We start from the raw sequence: 19,952 nt of genomic DNA, 5'->3' as shown, positions 1-19,952 counted from the left end.
GGAGGTGGCCCCTTACCATTTATGGTAAGGGCTTTTTTTGCTTATTTTACAATTGATCGCCCTATTTGTTTTGATTGGCATTACGGCTGTGTTTGTCGCAGCTGAATTTGCGATCGTCAAACTCAGAGGCTCAAAAATCAATCAGCTCATCGAAAGCGGTGACAGCCGGGCGCTTGCCGCACATAAAATTATCTCCAACCTTGACGAGTATTTATCAGCCTGCCAGCTCGGGATTACGATTACAGCACTCGGCCTTGGATGGCTTGGTGAACCGACATTTGAACGCATTCTTCATCCCTTATTTACAATGACAGGCATGCCGGAACCGTTTAACCACATCGTCACATTTGTAGTTGCATTTATCATCGTCACTTTTTTGCATGTGGTGATGGGGGAGCTTGCCCCGAAAACGGTTTCTATTCAAAAGGCTGAGGCTGTCAGTTTATGGATTGCAAAGCCGCTGATCTGGTTTTATAAAATCACATATCCGTTTATTAAAGCATTGAACGGCTCTGCAAGCTTTCTTGTCAAATTGTTTGGCTTTCATTCGGTGAAGGAGCATGAGGTCGTCATCAGTGAAGAGGAGCTGAGGCTGATCCTTTCTGAAAGCTATGAAAAGGGAGAAATCAATCAGTCTGAATTTCGCTATGTGAATAAGATTTTTGAATTCGACAACCGGGTAGCGAGAGAAATTATGATTCCGCGGACAGAAATTGCGGTCATCTCTCTGGAGCAGTCGCTTGAAGAAGCGATTCATCACATCATTAATGAACGGTATACACGCTATCCCGTCATTAAAGAAGACAAGGATCATATTTTAGGGATCATCAACAGCAAAGATATGTTTAAAGCTTATTTTCTCGGCCAGCCGATCGAGCTGGAGCAGATCATGAGACCCGTCATCAGGGTTATTGAAAGCATCCCTGTGCAGCAGCTTTTAATCCGCATGCAGAAGGAGCGGATTCACATGGCGATTCTCGTTGATGAATACGGAGGAACAGCGGGTCTCGTCACTGTCGAGGATATTATCGAGGAGATCGTCGGGGAAATCCGTGATGAATATGATCAGGATGAAACGCCGCACATTTTGAAAAAAGGCGAGCACCATTATGTCATGGATGGAAAAGCGCTAATAGATGAAGTGAACGATCTGCTCGATATTGCCATTGAAAATGAAGAAATCGATACGATTGCAGGATGGCTGCTGGCGCAAAAAATGGAGCTGAAAGCAGGAGAGGTGATACACGCTGAGGGCTGTGAATTTAAAATTCTCGATGCCGAAGATCATCATATCCGTTTTGTGGAAATTAAAAAAACTGACTTTTGATCAAAAACAGCCGAAGATTGAGCGGCTGTTTTTTTGATGGCTGACGGTTTTCTAAAAAACAATGCTGTAAAGCCTTTTTTCTACATAAGATATATAGACCGCACACTTAGGAAGGAGTGCTCGTATGAAAAAGGCTTGGTGGAAGGAAGCGGTTGTCTATCAAATTTACCCCCGCAGTTTTAAAGATTCAAATGGCGATGGAATCGGCGACATTCAAGGGATTAGATCCAAGCTTCACTACATAAAAGAGCTGGGTGCTGACGTCATCTGGATTTGCCCGCTGTATGATTCGCCCAATGCCGATAACGGCTATGATATCAGGGATTATCAAAACATATTAAGCGATTTTGGCACAATGGGGGATTTTGATCAGCTGCTTGATGACATTCACGAGCTGGGGATGAAGCTGATTATGGATCTTGTCGTGAACCATACAAGCGACGAGCATCCATGGTTTATTGAATCACGTTCATCCATACACTCCGAAAAACGAGACTGGTATATTTGGAAGGACGGCAAAAACGGAAAAGCGCCGAACAATTGGGAAAGCATTTTTGGCGGGCCGGCATGGCAGTATGACCAAAAGACAAGCCAGTATTACCTGCACCTTTTTGATCAAAAACAGCCGGATTTGAATTGGGAAAATGAAAAAGTGAGAACTGCCGTTTATGACATGATAAATTGGTGGCTTGATAAAGGAATTGATGGCTTTCGGGTAGATGCCATTACGCATATTAAGAAAAAAGAAGGGCTTCCTGATCTGCCGAATCCAAAGGGGCTGGATTACGTACCTTCCTTTCCGTATCATATGAACGCTGACGGTATAATGGATTTGTTAACAGAGCTGAAGGAACACACATTTTCCCGCTATCCGATCATGACAGTCGGAGAGGCGAACGGTGTCGCTGCGAAGGAAGCGGCTGAATGGGCTGGAGAAAAAAACGGCATCTTCAATATGATTTTTCAATTTGAGCATCTCGGCCTGTGGGATGTAGAGATCAATGAAAGCATCGACATCGTCTCCTTCAAACGAATGTTAACTGACTGGCAGGCCAGTCTTGAAGGGATCGGCTGGAATGCTTTGTTTATGGAAAATCACGACCAGCCCCGTTCGGTTTCTGTGTGGGGAGACGACGAAGTGTACCTGAAAGAAAGTGCAAAAGCGCTTGCCGCTGTCTATTTTCTCATGAAAGGCACACCGTTTATTTATCAGGGACAGGAACTCGGCATGACAAACGTAGCATTTCCGTCTATTCAGGATTATGATGACGTCGCCATGAAACGCATGTATGAAACAGAAATGGCGAAAGGCGCATCACACGAGGATGTGATGAAGATTGTCTGGAAAAAGGGAAGGGACAATTCACGAACGCCGATGCAATGGACTGCTGATCGATACGCCGGATTCTCTGAAGCCAAACCGTGGATGGGAATCAATGAAAATTACAAATGGCTGAATGCCGAAGCGCAAGAAAACGATCAAACATCCGTATACCACTTTTACAAAAGCTTGATCAAACTGCGTCAAACATCCGATGTTTTTATCCACGGGACATACGAGCTCATCTTACCGGAGGATCAGCAAATCTTTGCGTATCTTCGGAAAAACGAGAACCATACTGCATTGGTGATGGCTAATCTGACAAGAACACCGGCTTTATTTAAGCACTCCGGGCTGCCCTTGTCATCGGACAGACTCGCATTGGCAAATGTGGAAACAAAGCCTCATAAGCACATGACATCATTGCTGTTAAAGCCGTATGAAGCAAGAATTTATGTATGGCGCTAAACTCCAGCCAGAGACTGGAGTTTTTTGTTTTTATCAGGTTTATATGAGCGCTGTAACAGGAAAAAAAGAACACAGAACGAAATAGCAAATAGAGCGGACAAATGAAAGGAGAAACAAATGCTGAAAACACTGCAAATCAAAACGGCCAAACGAGATGAAATGATTGAGATTACGCGTGAGGTGGAAGCCTTTCTTCAAGAAACAGGTGTGACGAGCGGCGCGGTGCTGATTTATTGTCCGCATACGACAGCGGGCATTACAATTAATGAAAATGCCGACCCAGACGTCAAAACAGATATGCTCAGAAGATTTGATGAGGTGTATCCGTGGGAACACGAGCTGGACCGCCATATGGAGGGCAATACAGCTGCGCACATGAAGTCGAGTACGGTCGGAGCTTCACAGCATGTCATGATCGAAAACGGCCGCCTCATTCTTGGGACATGGCAGGGCATTTATTTCTGCGAATTTGACGGCCCTCGCACTCGGACATGCTATATCAAAATCATGGAGTAACAGGAGGTTTTTTATGACGGAATGGATGAAAGCATTATCACTGACAAAACCTGTCATCCAGGCGCCAATGGCCGGCGGGCTTGTCACGCCCAGCCTGGCATCCGCTGTGTCGAACGAAGGCGCGCTTGGCAGCCTGGCGTCAGGATATCTCAGTCCCGACATGCTTGAAAAGCAAATCATTGAAATGCAGCAGCTGACTGATCGGGTATTTCAAGTGAATGTGTTTGTTCCGGAAAGCAGAAATGAACCGGCTGAGGACACCGTTCGAATTTGGAAAAACAAAATCCCGTTTGCCGAACAGGCTCCTCCATTCTCTTCAGAGGAAGAAGAATGGGAGGATTTCCATGAAAAAATAAATATCATTCTCAAACACAATGTAAAAGCCTGCTCGTTTACGTTCGGCATTCCGCCGGGCGAAAGCATTCAAGCGTTAAAGAAAAATGGCTGCTCTCTCATCGGGACAGCTACAACTCCGGAGGAAGCCGTCCTGCTTGAAAAACGCGGAATGGACATCATCGTACTGCAAGGAAGCGAAGCGGGCGGGCACCGCGGGTCTTTTCTGCCGGTCAGCGGGGAATCCGCACTTGGCCTCATGTCACTGATCCCCCAAGCGGCAGATTCTGTTTCCGTTCCAGTCATCGCGGCAGGCGGGATTGCCGACCGGCGCGGCGTCCAGGCCGCTCATTGTCTAGGCGCGCACGGCGTACAGGTCGGGACGCCGTTTCTCATGTGTGAGGAATGCGAAGTTTCGGAAACGTACAGACGAGAATTAAAAAAGGCACAGGGAACAGACACACGCCTCACCTCATTGTTTTCAGGTAAGCCTGCAAGGGGTATAGTCAATCAATGGATGAAAGAGCAGCAGGCTGAGGAAGCAAACGCACTTCCGTATCCATTGCAAAACACATTAACAAAGCCGATGAGAAAACACGCAGCCAAAGAAAAAGATTCCGGGTACATGTCTCTGTGGGCGGGGCAATCCGTCGGAATGCTGAACGGTCCCATTGACGTGAAGACACTGTTAGCCGAACTTTGCTGAACGTAACTTGATCAACAGAGGTGACAGATGATGAACATTCTTCAATATTCGTATAAAAAAAGAGGGAAAATTGAGTTTGTATTTGAAGGCTGGCCTCATTCAAAAGTTACAATGGCTCCTATAAAAGGCTACTATTTTGTCCGCTTTATTAAATGGAGCAGCCAAGATCCTATCGTGACAAGAAATGACCTTGAAAAAATGGAATGGACTGCGAACCAGTATTTTGGCACAGCCCCTTTTTATCGAAAACGAAGAGTGTTTGAAACCCCGTCGTCGCAGAAGTAGACGATGGGGTTTTTAGCGGACGATGCGGTAAAGAGACGGAACATCCAGTCTGGTCGCCTGAGGCATAAGGTAGGCCTGCTGGACGGCGCCCATTCTTCTAAAAGAATTCAGCTTATCGATAATTTGCTTTCCGCTTAAGATTCCAAGGCCGTGGGCAAAATATTTATCCTCTCCCAATACAATCACATTTTCGCCTCTCCACTGCGCTTTTTGCGGATCAAACTCTGGATTTTTAAAATACAAGCAATCTCCGAGGAAATAATGATGTCCTGTTTCCGTATATATCGGCAATTTCTCATAATGCCAATCATATAAAATAATGTTGTCAAAGCTGGCATCAAATTTTTCTTCCCCGATTGTATCAATCAAAGCCAAGTAATAAATGACAACAATTGCGGTCGCGCATTCAAACGCGTAAAACGGGCCGTTTTTTGCAATGTCCCGAATCGCTTTTGAAGGCGACATTCGATACTTCAGCTCCAAGGCGCCTTCCGGTGAAACCCTCCAATACGCTGTATTCCCGTACGTTTTTAAAAAAGTGGCAAACTTTGCTCCGCTTTTGTACAGCGCTTTTGCCGATGCAACAATATTCATCCGCAGTTTAAGCTCAAATATCAGTTCAGCGATTGAATGATAATCAAACTGAACAGGCGTCTCGATCATCTCTTTTAACAGCGGTTTCAAATGCTGTTCAATCTGCCAGTTCTCAATATCTTGGGGACGGAGCCATTGTCCGGATACAATAATCATCTTAATCCCCCCTTGTTTTTTATAAGATATGCAAAGAGCTTGGGCAATGAAAGTTAAAAGGCAGAAGGCAGCCAAAAAAGAACTTCTTCTTTTTTTATTTTAAAACTTTTTTAAGCAGCCGATATATACTGTATTAAACCTGAAGGAGCAACTGTGCATGAAGACTTTTATCAACTGGCTGAAGAAACCGTCTATCTCAAGGAAATTAATCGTCTCATTTATTGCGATTCTCATGATCCCTATTCTTATTTTGGAATTTAGTTCTTACCGAAGCGCCAGCGGAAAGCTGGATCAGGAAATTATGGGGAATGCGAAAAACAGTGTCAATACATTTAATACAACCGTTACAAATGATCTGGGAGCAAAAGCGAAAGCAGTCACCTTTTTCAGTGAATCTCTTAAAAGCTCCGCGTTCAAAGGAAAATCTAATCAAGAAGAGCTTAAGGCCAAGTTTTCACAATATGTTTCGATCAATCAAGGGGTAGCCAGAATTTATGGAGGCTCAGAAAACGGTACTTATGTACAAGCACCAAAGGAACAATTGCCGGATGGATACGATCCGAGACAGCGCCCTTGGTATCAAGATGCGATGAAGGCCGGCGGTGAAATTGTAGTGACAGATCCTTACGTGGCAGCGAGTGACGGAAGCATGGTCATTACTATTGCCCAGGAGCTGAAGGACAAATCCGGTGTTGTCGCCATGGATATTACCATAGATAAATTGTTAGAACAGATGAAACAAATCAAGGTCGGTAAAGAAGGCTATGTTTTCATTGCGACGAAAAACAAAACCTATGTCGCCCACCAGGACCATAAGGCTGGAGAAAAGCTGTCAGGAGACTGGGTAGCCAACATGTATGCCAACGACAGCGGTGAACTCCAGTATACTTCGGAGCATGCAGATAAAAAGATGACATATACAACAAATGAACTGACGGGCTGGAAAATAGCCGGCGCAATGTACATGAGTGAAATCAAGGATGCCTCAAAATCTGTGTTGATAACAGGTATGATCGTGCTGATCGCTTCCATTGTTATAGGCGGGGTTTTAATTCTGTTTATCGTCCGTTCAATTACAAAACCGTTAAAACGACTCGTTCAGTCATCGAAAACAATCAGCAGCGGGGATCTGACAGAAACGATCGAAATCCGTTCGAAGGATGAGCTTGGAGAGCTTGGGGAAAGCTTCAATGAAATGGGACAATCTCTCCGCTCACTGATCAGCGCTATTCAGGACTCGGTGAACAATGTGGCCGCATCATCAGAACAGCTGACTGCATCTGCCGGACAGACAAGTAAAGCCACCGAGCATATCACGATGGCGATTGAGCAGTTCTCCAACGGAAACGAAGAACAAAGCGAAAAGGTTGATTCCAGCTCTCATCAGCTGAACTTAATGAATGAAGGGCTCCAAAAAGTCTCACAAACATCATCAGATATTACAAAGGCGTCTATCCAATCAACGGAAATCGCCGGAACGGGTGAAAAGTTTGTACAGGAGACAGTCGGACAAATGAACTCGATTAACCAGTCGGTTCAGCAGGCTGAGGCTGTAGTTAAAGGCTTAGAAGGAAAATCAAAAGACATCACAAGCATTCTGAGAGTCATCAATGGCATCGCTGATCAAACAAACCTGCTGGCATTAAACGCAGCTATTGAAGCGGCGCGTGCCGGAGAATCAGGACGCGGCTTCTCTGTCGTAGCGGAGGAAGTGCGCAAACTGGCAGTTCAATCAGCTGGTTCAGCAAAAGAGATCGAAAAGCTGATTCAAGAAATCGTAGCAGAAATCGATACCTCTCTTCACATGTTTAAAGAGGTCAATCAGGAAGTGCAGTCCGGACTTGTTGTGACAGATCATACAAAAGAGAGCTTCCAGAGCATTTTCGGCATGACAAACGAAATCGCGGGCAAATTGCAGACGATGAATTCGACCGTCGAACAGCTGTCAGACCGTTCACAGCATGTTTCCACAGCAGTCAGCGGCATTGCCGATGTCTCGAAAGAAAGTTCGGCAAGTATCCAGGACATTGCCGCATCAGCTGAGGAGCAGCTTGCCTCAATGGAAGAAATCAGTTCATCAGCGACCACTCTTGCACAAATGGCAGAAGAGCTCCGTGATCTGACAAAGCAATTTAAAATTGAATAAAAACAGAAAAACAGCGCTTATCAAGGCGCTGTTTTTTCATACCGGAAATAATAACAAAGTCCTAGTACGTTCGGTGATTTTAGAACTATTTTTCATTTTTTCCTTCATTTTCAATGTAATATAAAGGAATATCATCCGATATAATTTGTAAATTATTGAAAGAAGGTTCAAAAGGAAATGAAAAAAACACTTACCACTATTCGCAGGTCATCAATTGCCAGGAGACTTATCATTTCTTTCCTGCTGATCTTAATTGTTCCGATAACCGCCCTTTCGGCAAGCGCTTATCAATCAGCAGTTGCTTCTCTAGATATCCAGATGACGCAAAGCGCAAAGGAAAACGTTCAAATATTAGACAACATTATTGATGGTAAAATCAGCACAACTGAAAAAAGCCTCGCGTTTTTCAGCGATTGGGTTACAGCAGATAAGTTAAACGATAAAAAGAAAACAGAGCTGAAACAGAGATTTAAACAATTTATCCAAATGAATGACAATGTCGCTGCAGTATTTTCCAGCAGCAAAGGCGGGGAATTCACATATTTTCCATACACAGAAATGCCGAGTGACTTTAATCCTTTGGAACGAGATTGGTACAAAGAAGCAATGGCCCATAAAGGCAAAACAATTGTTACTGAACCCTATGAATCTGTTTCTTCAGGAAAAATGGTCGTCACCCTCGCCCGTCAGACGGAGGATGGATCAGGTGTCGTCGCCATTGATATGAAGATTGATGACCTGGTCTCGACCGCGGAAGGAATCAATATCGGAAAAGAAGGCTATGCTTTTATCTTAAGCCAAAACAAAAAAGTTATTGCCTTTGCCGGAGAAAAAGCGGGAGCTGAATTAAAAGGGGACTGGGTTGATAAGCTCTACAAAGATAAAAACGGCGATTTTGAATACACGTACGAAGGCAAAGAGAAGAAAATGATCTTTGCCACAAGTGAAACAACAGGCTGGAAAATCAGCGGCACGATGTATGCGGATGAGATCCGCGATGCTGCAAGCAAAGTGCTGACCGTGGCATCAATCGTACTGGCAATTGCCATTGCAGCTGGAATAACGGCGATTTATTTTGTGATTCGATCTATTACAAAGCCATTAAGACGCATTGTCGCATCGGCTGAAAAAATCAGTGAAGGCGATCTAACGGAAACAATTGAAATCAAATCAAAAGATGAACTCGGCGTTCTGAGCCAGAGCTTCAATCATATGGCCCACTCACTCCGATCGCTCATTCACGGCATCAAAGATTCAGTAGAACATGTCGCTTCATCGTCCGAAGAACTGACTGCATCGGCCGATCAGACAAGCAGAGCCACTGAGCATATTACGATGGCCATTGAGCAATTTTCAAACGGAAGCGAAAGCCAAAACGACAAAATTGAGACGACTACCGAACAAATTAATGAAATGAACGACGGATTGGCTGAACTGGCGCGGGCTGCTGTAGTCATTACAGAAACATCCGCAGATTCAACAGAGTTATCAAGCAAGGGTGAGACACTCGTACAGAAAACAGCCGACCAGATGAATACGATTGATCATTCCGTAAAGAAAGCAGAACAAGTCGTGAAGGGACTTGAGATCAAATCAAAGGATATCACGAATATTTTGCGTGTCATCAACGGCATTGCAGATCAAACCAATCTTTTAGCGTTAAATGCCGCCATTGAAGCTGCCAGAGCGGGAGAATATGGGCGGGGCTTCTCCGTCGTCGCTGAGGAAGTGAGAAAACTCGCGGTACAGTCCGCTGACTCGGCCAAAGAGATTGAATCGCTGATCAGCGAAATTGTAAAAGAAATTCATACATCATTGAACGTGCTCCAGTCTGTGAATAATGAAGTTGAAACAGGGCTTGTCATGACGGATGAAACCAAACAGAGCTTCAAACATATTTCAAACATGACCAAAGAAATTGCTGCAACTCTGCAAAACATGAATGCGACGGTTGAGGAGCTGTCAGCGGGAGCTCAGGAAATTTCCGCTGCTTCAAATGACATCACAGCTATTTCTAAAGAAAGCTCGGACGGCATCCAGGATATCGCCGCTTCAGCCGAGGAACAGCTGGCATCCATGGAGGAGATCAGTTCTTCCGCACAGACGCTTGAAAAAATGTCTGAAGAACTCCGTGATCTGACAAAACGATTTAAGGTGGATGAGTAATAGGTCCAAGAAACCATCTTTTTATAGGAAAATAGTTTCTTTTTCTAAAATTCTTCTTTTTTACTGTATATATTTACCCATTTCCAGCCGATATGAAGGGTAGCATAAAAAAGGAGAAATGAATGATGAAAAAAATACTCCAACTGATAAAACAAAGATCAATCACACGGAAGCTTCTCGTTTCCTTTCTGTCGATCCTCATCATACCGGTTGTCATATTGGCAGCCATTGCGTATCAATCGGCAAGCAGTTCTCTCGACAAACAGATGATGGGGAGCGCATTACAAAATGTACAGCAATTAAACGAGATTATTAACACGAGCATCGGTGAAAAAGAAGACAGCGCCGATTACTTCAGTGAATGGCTGACAAAAGAAAGATATAATGCGAAAAGCAATGCAAGCATTAAAGAGAAATTTTCACAGTATATCAGCATTAATAAAGATGTAGAATCCATTTATACAAGTGATGAAAACGGACGCTTCACCCGTTACCCGGATATTCCAATGCCGAGCGATTACAAGCCGGTAGAGCGCGACTGGTACCAAAAAGCGGTTGCGAACAAAGGGAAAGTCGTAATCACAGATCCTTATAAAACGGCTTCTACAAATACGATGGTTGTGACAATCGCCCAGCAGACAAAAGATGGTTCAGGCGTTATCGCAATCAACATGACGATTGAAAACCTGCTGAAAACAACCAAAAAAGTCAGCATCGGCAAACAAGGCTATGCTTTTATCATGACAAAGGACAAAAAAGTGGTCGCCCATCCTAAGGAAACTTCAGGAACTGAATTAAAAGGCGCAGTCGATAAGATGTTAAATGCGGATAAAGGTGATTATCAATACGAAAAAGATGGAGAAAGTAAAAAGCTGGCCTTTGACACAAACAAGTTAACAGGGTGGAAAATTGCCGGCACGATGTCATTGGATGAAATACACGATGCTGCGCAGCCTGTCCTGCATCTCGCTTTAATTGTGCTGGCAGCTGCCATTATTATCGGGATCATCGTCATGACACTGATCATTCGATCTATCACATTGCCATTGAAACAGCTTGTCGGTTCCTCTAAGCGGATCAGCGAGGGAGATTTGACGGAAACCATTGATATCCGTTCAAAAGATGAATTGGGCGAGCTCGGCAAAAGCTTCAACAATATGGCGTCGTCACTTCGGTCTCTCATACAAGCGATTCAGGACTCCGTGGACAACGTTGCGGCTTCCTCTGAGGAGCTGACCGCATCAGCCGCGCAAACAAGCAAGGCAACAGAGCACATTACATTGGCGATTGAACAATTCTCAAACGGCAATGAAAAACAGAATGAAAACATTGAAACCGCAGCAGAGCATATTTCTCAAATGAATGACGGATTGACGAATATGGCACAAGCTTCTGAAGTCATCACAGATTCATCCGTTCAATCAACAGAAATCGCAAGTGAAGGCGGAAAGCTTGTTCACCAAACCGTCGGCCAAATGAACGTTATTGACAAGTCCGTTAAAGAAGCTGAACAAGTCGTACGCGGATTGGAAACGAAATCGAAAGACATCACCAATATTTTACGTGTGATTAACGGTATCGCAGATCAGACGAACCTGCTGGCGTTAAATGCTGCAATTGAAGCGGCACGCGCAGGCGAATACGGCCGCGGCTTCTCCGTTGTAGCGGAAGAAGTGAGAAAACTGGCAGTTCAGTCAGCGGATTCAGCAAAAGAGATCGAAGGATTAATCATCGAAATTGTGAAGGAAATCAATACATCTCTGGGCATGTTCCAATCTGTCAATCAAGAGGTTCAGACAGGCCTTGACATTACAGATAAAACAGAAATAAGCTTTAGACGCATTTCTGAAATGACGAATCAAATCGCCGGCGAACTGCAAAATATGAGTGCGACGGTTCAGCAGCTTTCTGCCAGCTCTGAGGAAGTTTCTGGGGCCTCAGATCACATTGCATCAATTTCAAAAGAAAGCTCAGATCATATACAAGATATCGCGGCGTCAGCCGAAGAGCAGCTTGCTTCTATGGAAGAAATCAGCTCGTCAGCGGAAACCCTTTCGTCTATGGCGGAAGAGCTTCGCGATATGACTAAGCGTTTCAAAATCGAATAATAAGCCAAAACACCCAAGCCTATGCGTTTGGGTGTTTTTTTTAGTTTTTTTATTAAAGCTTTTATCCTAGTTTGACGATATTAGATTTAGCTTAAAGGAGGAATCAATAAGAATGGGGAAATTTATAAAATGGATTAAACAGCCATCAATCAGCAAACCGCTTATTGCAGCTTTTCTGGCGGTGCTTATTTTGCCGGTTGGGGTTTTAGCATATTTCAGTTATCAATCAGCTTGGAATGCACTGGACAGAGAACTTACGAATAGTGCAATGGGAAATGTTGAAGAACTTAACAGCACCCTGCAAAACAAATTGAATAATAAAGTAAAAGCACTTAATTATTACAGCGAGTCACTAGATAAAGGTGTTTTACAAGGAAAAAACAAAACGTTGTTGAATGAAAAATTTAAGCAGTATACCGAGCTGAATGCTGATGTAGCGTCTGTTTACATTGCTTCAAATGATAAGAAAATGGTCCAGTATCCAAAAACGACTAATCCAAAAAACTATGATCCGACAGAACGTGATTGGTTTAAGGATGCAGCAAGTAAAAGCGGAACAGCTGTTTTTTCAGAGCCTTACACTGATGTTTCAACAAATAAAACAGTTATCACAATTTCCGAACAACTAAAAGACGGCTCAGGGGTTGTGGCAATTGATTTAAACCTGGATGAAGTGCTTGCGGCTTCGCAAAGAATCAAAATCGGTAAAGAAGGCTTCGCATTCATTACAACAGGCAGCAAAAAATACATCGCCCATCCGACGATTAAGCCAGGGACAATCGGATCCGGCGATTGGACAAACGAAGTATATTCCAAAGAAGGCGGCACATTTGAATATACGTTTGAAGGCAAAGAAAAGAAAATGGCCTTCACAACAAATAAACTGACTGGCTGGAAAATTGGGGGCACATACTTTGTCAGTGAATTGCAAGATGCTTCAAGCCCGGTACTGAACACGGCACTTATCATTCTATGCGTGTCAATTGTGATCGGCGGCATACTTATTCTCTTTATTATCAGTGCCATTACCAAGCCGTTAAGAAAACTGGTCACAACGTCTGCGAAAATCAGCAGCGGGGATCTTACAGAAGTTATTGACATCCACTCGAAAAACGAGCTTGGCCAGCTCGGAGAAAGCTTTAACGAAATGTCTGCATCCTTACGTTCTGTGATCGGCGTTATCCAAACGTCTGTAGAAAACGTGGCGTCATCTTCTGAAGAGCTGACAGCAAGCGCAGCCCAAACGAGCAAGGCGACAGAACACATTACACTTGCCATTGAACAATTTTCAGATGGCAATGAGGCGCAAAGCGAGAAGCTGGAAACAAGCTCAAACCACCTTTCTCAAATGAACGAGGGAATTTCCAAAGTGGCACAGACGTCTTCAACCATTACAAAGTCATCGATCAAGTCCTCTGAGGCAGCAGGCAGCGGTGAAAAACTGGTGGAACACACAGTCGGCCAAATGAAAACAATCGATCAATCTGTTCAAAAAGCAGAGGCTGTTGTGAAGGGCCTTGAAACAAAATCGCAAGACATCACAAGCATCTTAAATGTGATTAACGGCATTGCTGACCAAACCAACCTGCTGGCATTAAATGCTGCGATTGAAGCGGCAAGAGCGGGAGAATACGGAAGAGGCTTCTCGGTAGTAGCGGAAGAGGTCAGAAAACTAGCCGTACAATCAGCAGACTCTGCCAAGGAAATTGAAGGGTTAATTCAAGAGATTGTCAGAGAAATCAGCACCTCCCTTTCGATGTTCCAATCTGTGAATCATGAAGTGAAGGAAGGCTTGCAGATTACGGACAAAACAGCGGAAAGCTTTAAACAGATCTATGAAATGACAAGCCAAATTTCCGGCGAACTGCAAAACCTGAACGCGACAGTTGAACAGCTGTCAGCCGGGTCACAGGAAGTGTCAAGTGCGGTTGAGGATATTTCTGAAGTGTCGAAAGAAAGCTCAGCAGGCATTCAAGACATCGCAGCTTCAGCGGAAGAACAGCTTGCGTCAATGGAAGAAATCAGTTCTTCAGCTGAAACGCTGGCAAACATGGCGGAAGAACTTCAGGACATCACGAAGAAATTTATCATTGAATGATAATGGAAAAGAAAGCGGCATTTTGCTGCTTTCTTTTTTTTGTGGGAAAAAAGAAACAAAGATCGTTTATAATGAAGCGGCTGACGGACTCACTTGCTTTTCATGAGGAAGGCATTTTCTCCGATTGTCTAATAAAACATCCGCCGCGGCTTTTGCACGCGGGCGGATGTTTTCAGGCTTGATCAGCAGGGTAGATAATCCCCATTTGCTTTCTTGCTTCTTCCATGATTTTCGCGGTGATCAAAGACCGTTCAAATGTATTTTCTTCAGATTCCTGCTTTTTCTCTTTTATGAGTGAGACAAATTCCTCTGCTTCGTAGAACATCGCCGGTTTAGGATCATGAATTGAGATGTTTTCCAAACGGCCGTCACGATAGCGGATTTCCACTCGTTCAGGACGGTGAATCGCATCGATGACAATTGTCCCGTCTTCACCTTGGATTTCCGCAGGGGCGTAGGAAGTAGAGATTTTAGAATGCATCAGAACGGCTTCAAAACCGTCGTAAGACAGAATGACGGTGCCTTCTCCATCCACTCCGGAAGATAAAGCATATCCGTTCGCTTTCACATCCTGCGGCTCACCAAACAGCACGACAGCAGGATAAATACAATAGACGCCGATATCCATTAATGATCCATTGGAAAGCTCAGGCTGAAACGCATTCAAGACGGTTCCGTTTCTAAACGCGTCATAGCGTGAGGAGTACTGGCAGTAGCTTGCGGTAAATCTGCGGACAGTTCCGATTTTATGTAAGTGTTTTTTCAGCTCTTTGAAATTCGGCAGGAAAGTGGTCTTCATCGCTTCCATAAGCACAACGCCGTTTTCCTTAGCCGCTGAAATCATCTCTTCTGTTTCTTTTGTATTCGAAGCAAACGGCTTCTCGCAAAGTACATGCTTGCCATGGTTCATAAAGAGAACGGCTTGTTCTTTGTGAAGAGCGTTCGGGCTGGCTATATATACGGCATCAAAGCAATTGCTTGCCGCCATTTCCTGAAGGTCTGAGAAGATGTGATCAGCACTGTGTTTAGCGGCAAACTCGGCAGCGCGTTCAGCCGATCTTGAATAAACAGCTGTCAGCTGAAAATCTTCTATCTCTGCTGCTGATTCAAGAAAGCGGTCTGTAATCCAGTTGGTTCCTATTATTGCAAAACGTATCACTGTTATCGCTCCTTTTACATGATATAGCTAAATTATAGCTTAAAAAGAACAAAATCACATGATAGATATGACTACGAATGCAAATAGGCTTGAAAGCTTTTCCAGCAATTAACGGTTATTGTTTTTCATTATAGGGACGATAGTGTACAATTTAATTAAACTAAGTATGACGGAGGAACGATAGTGGAGACGTTGCAAACGTGGAGCGGCAGATTCAAGCGATTCTTCTTGGACAATAAGTTTGTTTTATTTTTGCTTGTGCTGCTGTTGATTGGTTTAAATATTCTTGTTTTTACAAAAACATCATTCATTTTCACCCCGATTATTGTTCTGCTCAAAACGATATCACTGCCGATCATTTTAACAGGCATTGTGTTCTATCTGTTAAATCCAGTGGTCGATTTCCTTGAGAGAAGAAGAATCAGAAGAATCTATTCTATTTTGCTGTTATATCTGTTGATTATCGGGCTGATCACGATCACGATCGTGTCCATCATCCCCTTTTTAAAAGAACAAATTATGAGTTTGATTGACAACATCCCGAGATATGTGGATGTCGTAGAAGACCAGACGAAACAGCTGATTGGCAGCAACTTCGTCAATCAGGCCCAGCAAACGATGAACATCAATATATCCGATCTCGCGACAAAGGTTTCAGACCAGGCAGCGACGATTGTGAACAGCACCTTTACCGGCGTTGGGAATTTTATCGGCGCGCTGACTGAGATTATTATTTCGATCGTCACGGTTCCGTTTATTCTTTTCTATTTATTAAAAGATGGAAGAAAATTGCCGGTCTACATACTGAAGTTTGTGCCGACTCGATTGAAAGAACAGACATATACAGTCTTAAGCGAAATGAATCATCGGCTAAGCTCTTATATCAGAGGCCAGATCATTGTCAGCTTCTGTATCGGCTTTTTGCTGTTTATCGGTTATTTGATTATCGGGCTGGATTATGCTTCATTGCTTGCCGTCATTGCGGCTTGTACAAGCATCGTTCCGTATTTAGGACCAACGATTGCCATTACGCCGGCGATTATCATCGCAATAGTGACATCGCCGCTCATGCTGCTCAAGCTGGTTATCGTATGGACTATTGTTCAGCTGATTGAAGGGAAATTGATCTCTCCGCAAATTATGGGGAAAAACCTTCACATCCACCCGATTACGATTATTTTTCTGCTATTAACAGCCGGCAAGCTGTTTGGCGTTGTTGGAATCATTCTGGCCATTCCGGGCTATGCGGTTGCCAAAGTCATTACAACACATTTATTTGACTGGTTTAAAATGCAATCACACCTGTACGATGAAGAGAAAAAAGAAAATACGCCGGGTCATAAAGTGTGATTTTCGTTTATAGTTATATAAGACGGGCTTTCCATTTATGGAAAGCTCCCATTATGTAAAAAATAAATGTCTAATGGGGAGAATCAAAATCATGACTCTATGGGAATTGTTTGTAGCTGCCATTTTAGGAATCGTAGAAGGCTTAACAGAATACGCTCCGGTTTCTTCGACAGGACATATGATCATAGTAGACGATCTCTGGCTGAAATCAAGCGGTCTGATGTCAGAAGAAGCTGCCAACTCATTCAAAGTTGTTATTCAGCTAGGCTCCATTTTAGCAGTAGCCATCGTGTTTAAAGACCGGATTTTGAATTTGCTCGGCTTAAAAAAGAATATTACAAACGACCAGAAACAGGGACATAAATTAAGCATCGCTCAAATTGCCGTCGGGCTTGTGCCTGCAGCTGTTCTCGGCTTTTTGTTTGAGGATTACATTGATGAATATTTATTTTCCGTTAAAACTGTTGCCTTCGGTTTAATCGCCGGGGCAATCCTGATGCTTTTTGCTGATTGGGTCAATAAACGGAAAGCAGCGACAGACACACTCGACCGCATTTCCTATAAGCAGGCGATAGGCGTCGGCTTATTCCAATGTCTTGCGCTTTGGCCTGGCTTCTCACGTTCCGGTTCAACCATTTCCGGAGGTGTTATTCTCGGATTAAACCATAGAGCGGCGGCCGACTTTACCTTTATTATGGCGATGCCGATCATGATGGGCGCCAGCTTTTTAAGCCTTGTGAAGCATTGGGACAGCTTAAGCTCGGATATAATGCCGTTTTTCATCGTCGGCTTCGTCTTTGCCTTTGTTGTTGCGCTATTTGTTGTCCGTTTCTTCCTAAAACTCATTAACAAAATCAAACTCGTCCCATTTGCAATCTATCGAATCATTCTCGGTGTGATTTTACTTTTGATCATGATGTAAAACTGAAAAATAAGGCTCCTTCCAGAGCCTTATTTTTTCTGTCCGTTCAAGAGGAAACAGCTTGTTTTTCAAAAAAAAATCATCTATAATAAACATGACGTTACATACGGGGCCATAGCTCAGCTGGGAGAGCGCTACGCTGGCAGCGTAGAGGTCAGGGGTTCGAGCCCCCTTGGCTCCATACTTGTAAACCCTTATTCTATAAGGGTTTTTTTGTTTGTCAGGAACAGAGCCAATTACCCAAAAAAGCAATTGGGGACAATTTGGGGACGGAAATTTCATTTTGGGGTCGTTTAGTTGCTTTTTGCCTTCAAAGTAGGGTTAAATTGGTCAAACTACGACCGCCATCGTAGAACGAACTGTCAAAGAATACATTTATTATGATAACAATATTTGTAGCCAAACAAAAAAACCAATCACCGATAAAACCATCGGCAATTGGTTTTATCGGTGATTGGTTTTTGATAAAGGTGTTTTGATCCCTGTCTCACCTGTTTCAAAAACGGGAGGTTAGTCCCTAGTGAGAGGGCTTTTTTATTTGATAGAAACGTGATGTGTGTACCAGTTTCCCGTTGCTGTGAATCGTAATTCCATATGGCCGTGGCGGTTACCGCCATACTTTACAAACGTGTAATCAGAATTGGCGATTGCATCCTTGGCCGTTTTGTCAATGTTTGCAATTTTTTTGGAAGTGATTTTACCATTCCAACCAGCGAAACCTGAAGCTGAGGCGCTCGGCGGGTTTTCCCACTTCGTTATTTTCTTTCCATATTCGTATGAATAGTTGTCGCTTACTCGAATATCGTATAATTTTAGCCCTGCAAATTTTACAGCGTAATAGCCACTTGCTGTTTTATTTTGAGTGGCTTGTGTTTTTATCTTCTCCATTCCCATATCTGTACTGACGCCCATTTCCACAGTGAAACCATTGCCGAGATCGATTTTTTGATATGGGTGATTTTTGCTGACATGCATACTGTTTAAAGCCTTATTTACTTCTTTTACAGTTGGGATTTTCTCAGATGAAAGAGTTCTCACGTTTTTTTGTTTTGTTACCTCGTGAAGGGTTCCCTTATCAATAATCAAATCTGATTCCTTGTCCACTTTTTCGGCAGCATTAGCATGAAGACTGAACAGGAGTGAAAAACTCAAAGCCAGAGTGAATAAAATACCAACGGCAAATTTTTTCATTCTATCTCCTCCTTTAAGTATTCGTTTCCCATGGTAACGCAATGTTTAATTTTGGTAAACAAGACTAAAGTAACAAAAGTGTGAAATATGCAGGGAATTAGGTTCTGTTCTGGCAATCATGGTATAAAAGTAAATGATGGTATTTTCCCATTTAAACAACCTTTTGGCAGGTGTATATTGAATGAAGGGGAGGGATGTTTTTGGTCAAGGTTATATTATCATTTGTTTATTTACTTGGCTTTATCTTTTTGAGTAGATGGTCTTTTGATGGTTTTTTTCATGAAAATTATTTTTCGATTTTTGGCTTTTTGTGGTCTATTATTTTTACGTTTTTCGTCGGCATTTACACTGGAAGCCCATTGCTTTTTAAAAAGATAACACGATCGAAACGGTTAACTTTTAAAAACAAAAAAGCATTTTACGTTTTAAGCGGAACGGCAGTTATCTTTTTTGCTCTATATTTCATCTTCTCTAAATCTCTCATAAACGAAATTGCGCCCTACACTGTCTTGAGCGGGTATATACTGACTTGGGCATCAGGGATAACTCTTACCATACTATTAAAGCCACAAAACGATGGGGATGCGCAAACAACATAAACGTAATAATTAGATCGCAGACAAACTGCGGTTATTTTTTCGTGGAATGTATGAGTTTGATAAAAGGGAATATGTCAAAGCAATCGGCTTTTATCGAGAAGCAGAAAAACATCTTACTCATGTAAATGATGATATTGAGAAGGCGGAGTTTCATTTTAAGTTGGCTGAAGCCTATTATATTATGAAGCAAAATCTTATCTCGATGCACCATGTTAAACAAGAGATGGACATTTATAATCAGTATGATCTTTATATAGTGCGAAAAATCCAGTGTCATTTCGTTATATCTGTAAATTATGTTGATTTTAAACATATTGAGAAACGCTTTCCGCCATTCATTCCGACCACTCCTTAAACAATATTATATTCGAGCAAATGTTCTTTTAGTAACTGTATTGGAATAATTCGGGTTTTGTTTAAAATAGTTAATTAATTTAACTCCGGACAGGGACGTTAACGGAGTATGATATAATCCCATTTGGGGACAGTGGGGATTTTTAATCAGAA

General features: G+C 43.0%; 15 protein-coding genes, 1 tRNA gene and 2 pseudogenes. 15 read left to right on the top strand and 3 right to left on the bottom strand.

Annotation, left to right across the window (positions count from 1 at the left end; all coding sequences use genetic code 11):
- Positions 1-37: 37 nt before the first annotated feature.
- The 5 genes from G4P54_RS16010 (at position 38) to G4P54_RS15990 (ending at position 4,956) form a co-directional block, all read left to right on the top strand.
- Entirely contained in the window at positions 38-1,327 is a 1,290-nt protein-coding gene (locus G4P54_RS16010) for a hemolysin family protein (protein ID WP_024713013.1), read from the top strand.
- 124 nt (positions 1,328-1,451) lie between these two features.
- Positions 1,452-3,116, top strand: a complete 1,665-nt coding sequence (locus G4P54_RS16005) for a glycoside hydrolase family 13 protein (protein WP_167873198.1) — start codon at positions 1,452-1,454, stop codon at positions 3,114-3,116.
- A 117-nt stretch (positions 3,117-3,233) separates the two neighbouring features.
- A complete protein-coding gene (locus G4P54_RS16000; RefSeq protein ID WP_024713015.1) occupies positions 3,234-3,632 on the top strand; it encodes a secondary thiamine-phosphate synthase enzyme YjbQ in 399 nt (132 codons plus the stop codon).
- Positions 3,633-3,645: 13 nt separating this feature from the next.
- A complete protein-coding gene (locus tag G4P54_RS15995) occupies positions 3,646-4,671 on the top strand; it encodes a nitronate monooxygenase (protein ID WP_167873197.1) in 1,026 nt (341 codons plus the stop codon).
- Between the two features lie 30 nt (positions 4,672-4,701).
- The gene (locus tag G4P54_RS15990) at positions 4,702-4,956 is read left to right on the top strand and encodes a hypothetical protein (RefSeq protein ID WP_024713017.1); all 255 of its coding nucleotides are present in this window, start codon (positions 4,702-4,704) and stop codon (positions 4,954-4,956) included.
- A 12-nt stretch (positions 4,957-4,968) separates the two neighbouring features.
- Here G4P54_RS15990 and G4P54_RS15985 read toward each other — a convergent pair whose 3' ends face one another.
- On the bottom strand, positions 4,969-5,706 hold the full coding sequence (locus G4P54_RS15985; protein ID WP_167873196.1) for a protein-glutamine gamma-glutamyltransferase: 738 nt from the start codon (positions 5,704-5,706) through the stop codon (positions 4,969-4,971).
- 157 nt (positions 5,707-5,863) lie between these two features.
- Here G4P54_RS15985 and mcpB point away from each other — a divergent pair, with 157 nt between their 5' ends.
- The 5 genes and pseudogenes from mcpB (at position 5,864) to G4P54_RS15965 (ending at position 14,224) form a co-directional block, all read left to right on the top strand.
- Positions 5,864-7,852, top strand: a complete 1,989-nt coding sequence (gene mcpB, locus G4P54_RS15980) for a methyl-accepting chemotaxis protein McpB (RefSeq protein WP_167873195.1) — start codon at positions 5,864-5,866, stop codon at positions 7,850-7,852.
- 177 nt (positions 7,853-8,029) lie between these two features.
- Entirely contained in the window at positions 8,030-10,018 is a 1,989-nt protein-coding gene (locus G4P54_RS15975; RefSeq protein WP_167873194.1) for a methyl-accepting chemotaxis protein, read from the top strand.
- A gap of 122 nt (positions 10,019-10,140) precedes the next feature.
- Positions 10,141-11,181, top strand: a pseudogene (locus G4P54_RS21800) (cache domain-containing protein); the annotation flags it as partial.
- The gene (locus tag G4P54_RS21795; RefSeq protein ID WP_370444912.1) at positions 11,176-12,126 is read left to right on the top strand and encodes a methyl-accepting chemotaxis protein; all 951 of its coding nucleotides are present in this window, start codon (positions 11,176-11,178) and stop codon (positions 12,124-12,126) included. The pseudogene G4P54_RS21800 and the gene G4P54_RS21795, both read left to right, overlap by 6 nt.
- Before the next feature lie 112 nt (positions 12,127-12,238).
- Positions 12,239-14,224, top strand: coding sequence for a methyl-accepting chemotaxis protein (locus G4P54_RS15965; RefSeq protein ID WP_167873193.1), 1,986 nt, complete (start codon positions 12,239-12,241; stop codon positions 14,222-14,224).
- A 172-nt stretch (positions 14,225-14,396) separates the two neighbouring features.
- On the opposite strand, the gene iolU is transcribed toward G4P54_RS15965, so the two are convergent.
- A complete protein-coding gene (gene iolU, locus G4P54_RS15960) occupies positions 14,397-15,383 on the bottom strand; it encodes a scyllo-inositol 2-dehydrogenase (RefSeq protein ID WP_167873192.1) in 987 nt (328 codons plus the stop codon).
- Positions 15,384-15,566: 183 nt separating this feature from the next.
- On the opposite strand from iolU, the gene G4P54_RS15955 reads away from it, so the two are divergent.
- The 3 genes from G4P54_RS15955 (at position 15,567) to G4P54_RS15945 (ending at position 17,836) form a co-directional block, all read left to right on the top strand.
- Positions 15,567-16,733 carry an AI-2E family transporter gene (locus tag G4P54_RS15955; protein WP_024713024.1) on the top strand — a complete coding sequence of 389 codons (1,167 nt, stop codon included), beginning with the start codon at positions 15,567-15,569 and terminating at the stop codon, positions 16,731-16,733.
- A gap of 91 nt (positions 16,734-16,824) precedes the next feature.
- Entirely contained in the window at positions 16,825-17,655 is an 831-nt protein-coding gene (locus tag G4P54_RS15950) for an undecaprenyl-diphosphate phosphatase (protein ID WP_167873191.1), read from the top strand.
- Positions 17,656-17,763: 108 nt separating this feature from the next.
- Positions 17,764-17,836: transfer RNA gene (locus tag G4P54_RS15945), tRNA-Ala, on the top strand.
- A gap of 353 nt (positions 17,837-18,189) precedes the next feature.
- Here G4P54_RS15945 and G4P54_RS15940 read toward each other — a convergent pair.
- The gene (locus tag G4P54_RS15940; protein ID WP_167871453.1) at positions 18,190-18,846 is read right to left on the bottom strand and encodes a hypothetical protein; all 657 of its coding nucleotides are present in this window, start codon (positions 18,844-18,846) and stop codon (positions 18,190-18,192) included.
- A 200-nt stretch (positions 18,847-19,046) separates the two neighbouring features.
- Here G4P54_RS15940 and G4P54_RS15935 point away from each other — a divergent pair, with 200 nt between their 5' ends.
- Positions 19,047-19,445, top strand: a complete 399-nt coding sequence (locus tag G4P54_RS15935; RefSeq protein ID WP_024713027.1) for a hypothetical protein — start codon at positions 19,047-19,049, stop codon at positions 19,443-19,445.
- Positions 19,446-19,476: 31 nt separating this feature from the next.
- Positions 19,477-19,776: pseudogene (locus G4P54_RS21400) on the top strand (aspartate phosphatase); the annotation flags it as partial.
- Between the last annotated feature and the right edge of the window lie 176 nt (positions 19,777-19,952).

It is taken from the genome of Bacillus tequilensis (assembly GCF_012225885.1).
Lineage (GTDB): Bacteria > Bacillota > Bacilli > Bacillales > Bacillaceae > Bacillus > Bacillus tequilensis.
This window is presented reverse-complemented; position numbering and strand designations above follow the sequence as displayed.